The sequence below is a fragment of the Glutamicibacter sp. NPDC127525 genome (assembly GCF_042672105.1).
GTDB lineage: Bacteria > Actinomycetota > Actinomycetes > Actinomycetales > Micrococcaceae > Glutamicibacter.
The window spans coordinates 61,605-70,319 of the sequence record NZ_JBHXVN010000011.1; the positions used below are offsets into that span (position 1 = coordinate 61,605).

General features: G+C 63.4%; 8 protein-coding genes. 5 read left to right on the forward strand and 3 right to left on the reverse strand.

Annotation, left to right across the window (positions count from 1 at the left end; translation table 11 throughout):
* The first annotated feature begins 109 nt into the window (after positions 1-109).
* The 5 genes from ACFVHU_RS18180 (at position 110) to ACFVHU_RS18200 (ending at position 6,977) form a co-directional block, all read left to right on the forward strand.
* On the forward strand, positions 110-2,395 hold the full coding sequence (locus tag ACFVHU_RS18180) for a PrpF domain-containing protein (protein WP_388025951.1): 2,286 nt from the start codon (positions 110-112) through the stop codon (positions 2,393-2,395).
* 12 nt (positions 2,396-2,407) lie between these two features.
* Entirely contained in the window at positions 2,408-4,585 is a 2,178-nt protein-coding gene (locus ACFVHU_RS18185; RefSeq protein WP_388025953.1) for a tripartite tricarboxylate transporter permease, read from the forward strand.
* Positions 4,586-4,610: 25 nt separating this feature from the next.
* On the forward strand, positions 4,611-4,988 hold the full coding sequence (locus tag ACFVHU_RS18190; protein WP_388025956.1) for a universal stress protein: 378 nt from the start codon (positions 4,611-4,613) through the stop codon (positions 4,986-4,988).
* Positions 4,989-5,148: 160 nt separating this feature from the next.
* Positions 5,149-5,583, forward strand: coding sequence for a MarR family transcriptional regulator (locus ACFVHU_RS18195; protein WP_388025960.1), 435 nt, complete (start codon positions 5,149-5,151; stop codon positions 5,581-5,583).
* Positions 5,580-6,977 (forward strand): MFS transporter, encoded by a 1,398-nt coding sequence (locus ACFVHU_RS18200; RefSeq protein ID WP_388025963.1) that lies wholly within the window; start codon positions 5,580-5,582, stop codon positions 6,975-6,977. The genes ACFVHU_RS18195 and ACFVHU_RS18200 overlap by 4 nt, the downstream gene beginning before the upstream one ends.
* A 74-nt stretch (positions 6,978-7,051) precedes the next feature.
* On the opposite strand, the gene ACFVHU_RS18205 is transcribed toward ACFVHU_RS18200, so the two are convergent.
* The 3 genes from ACFVHU_RS18205 to ACFVHU_RS18215 all read right to left on the reverse strand — a co-directional run.
* On the reverse strand, positions 7,052-7,348 hold the full coding sequence (locus ACFVHU_RS18205) for an antibiotic biosynthesis monooxygenase family protein (RefSeq protein ID WP_388025965.1): 297 nt from the start codon (positions 7,346-7,348) through the stop codon (positions 7,052-7,054).
* Between the two features lie 102 nt (positions 7,349-7,450).
* The gene (locus ACFVHU_RS18210) at positions 7,451-7,981 is read right to left on the reverse strand and encodes an ASCH domain-containing protein (protein ID WP_388025968.1); all 531 of its coding nucleotides are present in this window, start codon (positions 7,979-7,981) and stop codon (positions 7,451-7,453) included.
* Between the two features lie 79 nt (positions 7,982-8,060).
* The coding region (locus ACFVHU_RS18215; protein ID WP_388025970.1) for a hypothetical protein at positions 8,061-8,715 on the reverse strand (655 nt) is incomplete at its 5' end.

Sequence of the window (8,715 nt, forward strand, 5' to 3'; positions counted from 1 at the left end):
GATGTAACTACTAATAAAGACTTAACTCCCCCATCATCAATACAAGGCAATAGTGCTCGGCATCACATCTAACGCGGGCACTGCGTTCTCGATAGATTGGGTATGTCCAATGAAACACACGGTTAAGGCCACTTGGATGCGCGGAGGTACCAGCAAATGCTGGGTCTTCGAGCGAAGTGCGCTCGAAGTTCCCGGCTTCACAGTCGACGAGGTATTGCTGCGCCTCTTCGGCTCCCCCGACCCGCGCCAAATAGACGGTGTCGGCGGCGGTACCTCGACGACGAGCAAGGCCGTCATCCTCAGTCCCAGCGAGCAACCGGGCGTGGATATCGACTACACCTTTGCCCAGGTGGGCATCGACCAGGCCGTGGTGGATTGGGGCAGCAACTGCGGAAACTGCTCGGCGGTCATCGCCCCCTATGCACTGAAGCACGGCTGGATCGATGCCGAAGACGGCCTGGCCACCGTGCATATCCGCAATACCAACACCGGCCAGCTGCTCATCGAGCGCATGGTCCTGGACGGAACACAGTCCACTGCGTTCATTCCCGGGGTTCCTTTCCCCGGGCAAGCCGTGGAGATCGGCTTTCTGGATCCGGCCGGTGGCACCACCGGAGCGCTCTTCCCGGCCGGCGATCGGCTAAGCACGCTGCAGGTCGCCGGCATCGGTACGCACCCCGGCTTCGAGGCTGACGCCACGCTGATCGATGCCGGAGCGCCGATGGTCATCATCACCGCGGCCCAGGCGGGCCTGGATGCCGCGGACTTCTCTGACTGGCCCGCTCTGGCGCTGGCCGATTCCGATCGGCTGGACCGGATCCGCCGGGCCGGCGCCGTGGAGATGGGCCTGGCCAGTAGCGCCGAGTCCGCCCAGCGGGCTATCCCCAAGCTGGCCATCGTCCAGGCTCCAGCGGCTGGCGGCGACGACGATTTCAGCGTCATGATGCTCTCCATGGGCGCACCGCATCCAGCACTGGCCATCACCGGCAGCGTCGGGCTGACCATGGCCGCACGCCAGCCTGGCACCGCCATCGCCAACCTGCTGCCCACGCCCCCCGGCGACGTGCTTCACATGCAGACCCCGGCGGGGCAGATCCAGACCTGGCAGCGCCAGATCGAGGGCAGGACCGCGGTCGGGACCACGCGCACCGCCCGGGAGCTGGCCGAGGCGCAGCTGAGCTTCGACCCGGTCGCCCTGCCCGGATCCCCATCCACGGCCGTGTTGGCAGGCGAACCCCTGCTCGATCCGGATTCCGCGCAGCTGCTCGATGACCCGCCGGCGCACAAGCGCCGCACGGTCTTCGCCTCGGTAGCGGTATTCGCCGCACTGGGGCTCGGGGCCACCCTGGTTGGCGGCGGGCTGCTGAATCCCCCGGCGACCACCACCGACGGCGATTACGCCGGCGAGACCGTGGAAATGGTCATCCCGCTGGCCGAGGGTGGCGGCACCGACACCTGGGCCCGCTTCGTGGGCCAGGAACTGGTCCACAGCATTCCAGGGGAACCAGGCTTCGCCCCGATCAATGAGGCTGGCGGCGAGGGCATCACCGGCAGCAACCGCTTCGCTTCCTCGGCCGCCGACGATGGCACCGAGCTGCTGGTCAGCACCGCCACCACGGTGGTGCCGTGGGTGCTGGACCGCCACGTGGTGAAGTATTCCTTCGAAGACCTCGAACCAGTGCTGGTCAACGGCACCGGCGGCGTGATCTATGCTCGCACCGCCGCCGGGGTCAAAACTCCCAAGGACCTTGTCGACCGCAAGAAGCCACTGGTCTTCGGCGGCATTTCCGCCACGGGTCTGGACTTGACCACGCTGGTTGCCTTCGATCTGCTGGAAGCCGATATCTCGGCGACCTTCGGCTTCGAAGGCCGCGGACCGGTGAACTTGGCCCTGCAACGCGGCGAGGTGGACATCGATTACACGACCACCTCCTCGTACCAGTCCGCCGTGGAGCCAATCGCCAAGGAAGGTTCGGCCACGGTGCTGATGTCCTTCGGCCAGCTCGATGGCCATGGCAAGATCGTGCGGGATCCGAACTTCCCGGAGGCCCCCACCGTGGTGGAGGTATACCGGGACCTGCATGGCAAGGAGCCCAGCGGTCCGAAGTTCGAGGCCTACAAGACCCTGCTGGGCCTGACTTACACCTATCAGAAGGGTTTGTGGGCTCCGAAGGACGCGCCGGATGAAGCGGTGAACCTGTTGCGCGATTCCGCCCATGAACTCTCGGGCGACAAGGAATTCAACGACAAGGCCGCTGAGGTGCTTGGCGGGTACCCGATCGTGGCCGATGAGAATCTCTCCCAACGCGTCAAGGACGCTTACACCGTGACCGATGAGACCAAGGGCTATGTCACCGCATTGCTCAAGGACTCCTACGGCATCGAACTAGATTAAGGAGGCACCACAATGCTGGATTCCGCACTGGCCGCATTGGCCTCGCTGGCCGATCCGAGCATGCTGCTCATGCTGCTCATCGGCGTAGTCTCAGGCCTGGTCATGGGCCTGATTCCAGGATTGGGCGGCACTGCTGCCGTCGCGATCCTGCTGCCCGTCACCTTCGGGATGGAACCTGCCTCCGCGCTGGCCCTGCTGATCGGCGCGCTGGCGGTGGTGCACACCTCGGACACCGTGTCCGCGGTGCTGCTCGGAGCCCCGGGCTCCGCCTCGGCATCGGTCACCATGCTCGATGGCTACGCCATGGCGCGCAAGGGCCAAGCCAAGCGCGCCCTGTCGTTGGCTTTCCTCTCCTCGATGGCCGGCGGGCTGATTGGCGCTGTCGGCCTGACCCTGGCCATCCCGCTGGCCCGGCCCTTGGTGCTCTCCTTCGCCAGCCCTGAGCTGTTCATGCTCACGGTGCTGGGCGTCGCATTGGCCGCGGTGCTCTCGCGCGGCAATGTGATCAAGGGGCTGACCGCCGGCCTGGCCGGCCTGCTGGTGGGCATGATCGGCACCGCGCCGACCACCGCCGAGGAGCGCTTCACCTTCGGATCACTGTTCCTTGGCGACGGGCTGTCGCTGGTGGCAGTAGCCCTGGGCGTCTTCGGACTGGCCGAGATCGCCTCGCGCGCCAGCCAGCGTCGCGGCGACAAGCAGTCCGTGGAAGTCACCGGTGGCTGGGGCTCGGGAATCCGCGAATGGCTGGGCCATTGGTCCCAGGTCCTGCGCGGCGGGTTGATCGGCATCTGGGCTGGTGTGCTGCCGGGTGTGGGTGCCACCGCTGGCACCTGGTTGGCCTACGGCCAGGCCGTGGCCACCGCCAAGGACAAGCGCAAGTTCGGCAAAGGCGACCCGCGTGGCATCGTCGGTCCGGAAAGCGCCAATAACTCGGTGGAAGCCGGCGACTTGATCCCCACCTTCCTCTTCGGCATTCCAGGCGGCGTGCCTTCGGCCATGCTGCTGGGCATGCTGCTGACCTACGGCATCCAGCCAGGTCCGAGCATTATCAACGAACACCTTGATCTGATGTACATGATCATCTGGGCCTTCGCCATTGCTTCGGTGCTCGGTGCGCTGTTCTGCTTCATGACCGTCCGCCCGCTGTCTTCGCTGACCAAAGTTCCGTTCTCCGTGCTGGCCGCCGGCCTGGTAGTCATCATGCTCCTGGGCTCCTTCCAGGACGGCGGGCAACTGGGCGACCTGTGGGTCATGGTGCTGCTGGGCGTGGCCGGGTGGGTACTGAAGTCCACCGGATTCCCGCGAGCCCCCTTCCTCATCGGTTTCGTGCTGGCGATCCCGATGGAGCGCTACTATTTCCTGACCGATAGCCTCTACGAGGGCTTCGAGTGGATGCTGCGTCCGGGAACAATGGTGTTCATCGCCGTGCTCGTGCTGCCTATCCTCTGGAACGTCTTCAAGTGGTTCCGTGCCCGCCGCAAGCTGAGTGCCGATGACGATCCGAAGTCGGACAGCGCTCCGGATGCCGAAGCGCCACTGAAGAACTCGGTGTGGTCGCTGGCCGCTGCCGCGGTGCTGCTGGTGGTCTTCGCCGGGTCGCTGCTGCTCTCCTCGAGTTACTCCCCGGATGCGAAACTTGTACCGCAACTGGTCGGCTGGGTCGGGGTCATCTTGTCCGCAATCTTGCTGGTCCTTGAGCTGCGCACCCGCAAGGCCGCAATGGCCGCGGACCGGCAGGTGGCCATCCCGGCCTCTGCCTACCTCACCGCGCCAGCAGATGCGGTTCGCGTGGCCGCAGGGCCTGCGCCTGCCGGCGCCGTCCAGGCTACGGCGGCACCCCGGCAACCGGGCATCATTCCAGATGACGGCGCCACTCCGGCCGCCGGATATCCCGCGGGAACCACCGCAGCGGGCACTGGCATTCGCTCCGCTTGGGGACCTAAATGGACCAGCGACGCGGCCTTTGCATTGCGGACCTTCAGCTGGATGGCGGGGTTCCTCATCCTCACCTCGCTGGTGGGATACCTCGCAGCCATCTCGATCTTCGTGCCGGCCTTCCTGCTCATCGTGGCCCGCGCCAAGCTGAAGACCACGATGATCTACACGGCGGTGCTATTCATCCTGATGCTGGCCTTGCCGTCCCTGCTTCCCATCGACCTGCCCCAAGGCCTGCTGGCCACCTGGCTCTGATCCCGAAATCCACTAGGAGAACACCATGGCAATAATCGCTTGCTACAGCGATACGCCCGCGGGCCGGCTGGCCATACGGCGCGGACTGGCCGAAGCCCACAAGACCCAGGACCGGCTGCTGATCGCGAACCTGGACAAGGAACCGATCACCGAGGAGCACCTGGGCATCGACCTCGATGCTCTGCTGGATCTGGGGGTTCCGCTGCAGATCCTGCCGCACGCCGGCACCGTCCACGACGCCGCCGACTTCGTCCTCCAAGCGGAGCAGGAGCATGCGGCCACGTTGATTGTGCTGGGGCTGCGCAAGCGCTCGCGCGTTGGCAAGCTGCTCATGGGCAGCATCGCCCAGCGCATCCTGATCGAGGCCGACTGCCCGGTGCTGGCGGTCAAGGCGAAGGAGTAGCCGCTCCCCGCACCGGCTGAGCCAGGCAAGAAAGCCCTCGCCCGCATCTTCACCAGCTGCGGGCGAGGGCTGCTTTTTTGCGCCCGATGGATCGGGGACAGTGCCCAGTCTCACGACTATTCCACAAGACGCTTGTACAAGTTAATTGTATTCTGTAGCTATGGAAATTGATCCCCAGTCCGCAGACCTTCCCCAGCAGATGTTCGAGGCGCTCTCACCATTGCTGAACCTGATTCGCACGGCGCGGTCCATTTCCCCTGGCAAACTGGGCATCCTGCATGCCTTGGCCACCGAAGGCCGGGCCAGTGCCACCAGGATGAGTCAGGCCATCGGTGTCAGCCAGCAAGCCATCTCGCTGACAACCAAGGAATTGGAAGGCCTCGGGCTGATCGAGCGGCATCGCGATGAATCCGACCGCCGCAAGCTCTGGTTCCAGCTCACCGAGGCAGGCCGCCAGAAGCTGGAGAATGAAATCCAGCTCGGCCGGACCGCGCTGATGCAAGCCATGGACGATAACCTGAGCGGCGAGGACCTTTCCCTGATCCGCGCCGCTGTGCCCGCGCTCAAGAAGATCAATCCGGCGGTCCGCCCATGAGCCGCATCGCAACTAGCCAGAGCCCGCTGGTGCCCACACTGGTCTTTGCCGCGCTGGCCACAGCAATTGTCTCCTCGCTGGGCATGCTGCTGGTCCCCTCGATTTCCCAGCGGTTCAATGTCGATATTGCCGCCGCCCAGTGGATGCTCACCGTGAATCTCCTGGCCGGCGCCGTGGCAACACCCATCATGGGACGCCTCAGCGATGGACCGCATAAGAAGCGGCTGCTGCTCGCCTCGCTGGCGGCCATGTTCCTGGGTTCGGTCATGGCAGCGTCCGCACCGACCTTTGGCGTGTTCCTTGCCGGACGCGTGCTCCAGGGACTGTCCTACGGCATTGTTCCGGTCACCATCGCCATCGCCAGGCGCTATGTAGCGGCCGAGCACGTGCAAAACACCATCTCCGCCCTGTCGGTGACGGTAGCTTCTGGAATCGGCATAGGCTATCCATTGACCGGCATCATCGCCGGCATTTTCGACTACTCCTACGCTTTCTGGTTTGGTGCGGCATTCGTACTGGCCACCCTCTGCGTGGTGTGGAAGGTAGTTCCGGCGGGCCCCGATACCTACGCCGAGAAACGTCCCTTCGACTACATCGGCTCCGGCTTGCTGGCGTTGGGGCTCGCTTCCCTGCTGCTGACCATATCCGAGGGGCCCAAGTGGGGCTGGGCTTCGCCCACCACCATCGCTTTGGGCGCTTTTTCGGCAATCGTGCTTATCATCTGGGTTCGGGTGGAAAACCGCCGTGGCCACCCACTGGTCAATCTGCGCACGCTCAAGCAGGGCGAAGTCCTCTTGGCCAACATCTCGGCCATCGCCCTTGGCGCAGCACTGTATATCGGCATGTCCGTATCTTCACTGGTAGCCCAAGCAGATGCGGCCACCGGGTACGGGCTGAGCCTCCCGGTCTTCTGGGCAGGCTTTGTCATCTTCCCGCTCTCGGTAGGCAGCTTGGCCGCCAACCGCACGGTTCGCATACTGGCAAAACGCGTTGGCATCCAGGTCATGCTCCCCATTGGAGCGATCATCATGGCCGCAGCAGGCACCATGCTCTGGTTGCTCCACTCCGCGCTCTGGGAGATCTTGCTGAGCATGCTGGTCTTCGGCATCGGCATGGGCGCAAGTTATGCGGCCATGCCGGCGTTGATCGCCCGCAGCGTGGCAACCAAGGAGCTAGGCAGCTCGGTGAGTTTCAACCAGGTGCTGCGTACCGTGGGGTCCTCCTTCGGCACGGCGATTTCCGCCGCCATTATCGCCACCCACCCTGGGTTCAATGGCGAGGCCAGTCCCGAAGGCATCAACATGACCTTCTTGATCGGCGCACTGCTTTGCATCGCCTTGGGTGCTGCGTTGCTGGCCGATTCCGCACGGCGCCGCTTCAAAATGCGCGGGTAGGCAAAAGGCCCTGGATGCAGGCAACGCCCCGATACCACGATGGCATCGAGACGTTTTCCTGCGTACTGGAATGCCTAGAGTTCGACGATCTCGAATTCCAGAAGTTCAGCGCCAGTGGCCACTGGCTTCTTGGCATCGCTGCCAGCATGCGCCGCGTCAGCGCGCTGCGTACGCCAGTTCTCGAAGTCCTCGCGGGTTGCCCACTGGGTGGACACGAAGTACTTGTCTCCACCATTGACCGGGCGAAGCAGCTTGAACCCTTCGAAGCCTGGCGAGGAATCCACCGCATGTTTGCGGGCAGCGAAACGCTTTTCCAGCTCCGGTCCAGCTTCGCCGGGAACCGACAGGACATTGATGACGACAATCGACATGTTCAACCTTTCTTGACCGGGCTTCGTTCACGGGAAGCCCCCTGTCCCCACCCTACGCCAGCGCAGTCTCGGCAGCAGGCGCACGTGACGAAGTTCGGCCGGCTAGTCGGCATGCGCCTCTGGCCAGCAAATTTCAAAGCGCTCCAAGATCAGTTCTCCCCCGGCTTTGCCGGTGTATTCAGGTTTCCAATCAATTCCTATTGATTTCTGCGTACGGCGCCAGAATTTTTCATGTTCTGCGCGCCAGTATTCCAGCGAGAGATCCCCTTCGCCCTCGGCCGCGGCAAACTGCGCGTCTACCTCGAAGAACGAGGAGCGCTCGACGGAGAGCACTCGCAAAATCGCCCGCGGCTGCCCTTGTCCATCGCAAACAATGCAGTGGTCTTCAGGTTGCGGGACACGTTCGTTGTAATAGACGTAGTCGCTAGCCAGAGACGAAGTCGCTCGCTTGGTTCCGTGCAGCATTTCATTCAAAAGCTCATCAGCAAGCGCGGGATGGTCCCCGAAGGATTCGGCGACATGGTGCGGTGCATCGGCCCGCGGAATCCCTTTGCTCGCCAGATACTCAAACCACATCTGTTCAGCAGCTTCTGCATCGACGGGAGGCAGCTCAGGAGCACAATTTTCTGTCATGCGTCGATCCTAGCCGCGGCGCGCATTCCGCCTGGGCATGGAATGGCCGTTGCAGGACAGCCGGACTGCCGGACTGCGCCTAGAGTCCTGGAATCTCGAATTCGAACCTCTCCTTCGAGTTCCCTCGGCTCTCAAATGCGATAGTCCGGTCCCCAAGCAGGTAGAACTGCTTCAACTTTAACGTCGCTGGGCCTTCGCAGGTAAGCCTGAATGAATTGGCTCTTACGTGCGAAGAAACGCAATTCCCCTCGTAGGTCATGTTATCCAGCCAAAGCCAGTTGAGCCGCACCTCGAAACTTATGGGATCGCTTTCTGAAGCTCCATTGATATCGAAGGTGTAATTCGCAAAGAATCCGCCTTCCTCTTGTGTCATGGCGACCTGGAATTCAGACCCGTCTTGGCCGTCTTCCGGCTCAGCGCTCGGCTCAGCCGTAGGCTCCACCGTCGGTTCAGGGGTTGGTTCCTGAGTCGGCTCCACCGTCAGTTCCGGAGTCGGCTCAACCGTAGGCTCCACCGTCAGTTCCGGAGTCGGCTCAACCGTCAGTTCCGGAGTCGGCTCAACCGTCAGTTCCGGAGTCGGTTCCGGAGTCGGTTCCGGAGTCGGTTCCGGAGTCGGCTCAACCGTCAGTTCCGGAGTCGGTTCCGGAGTCGGCTCAACCGTCAGTTCCGGAGTCGGCTCAACCGTCAGTTCCGGAGTCGGCTCAACCGTAGGCTCAACCGTCAGTTCCGGAGTC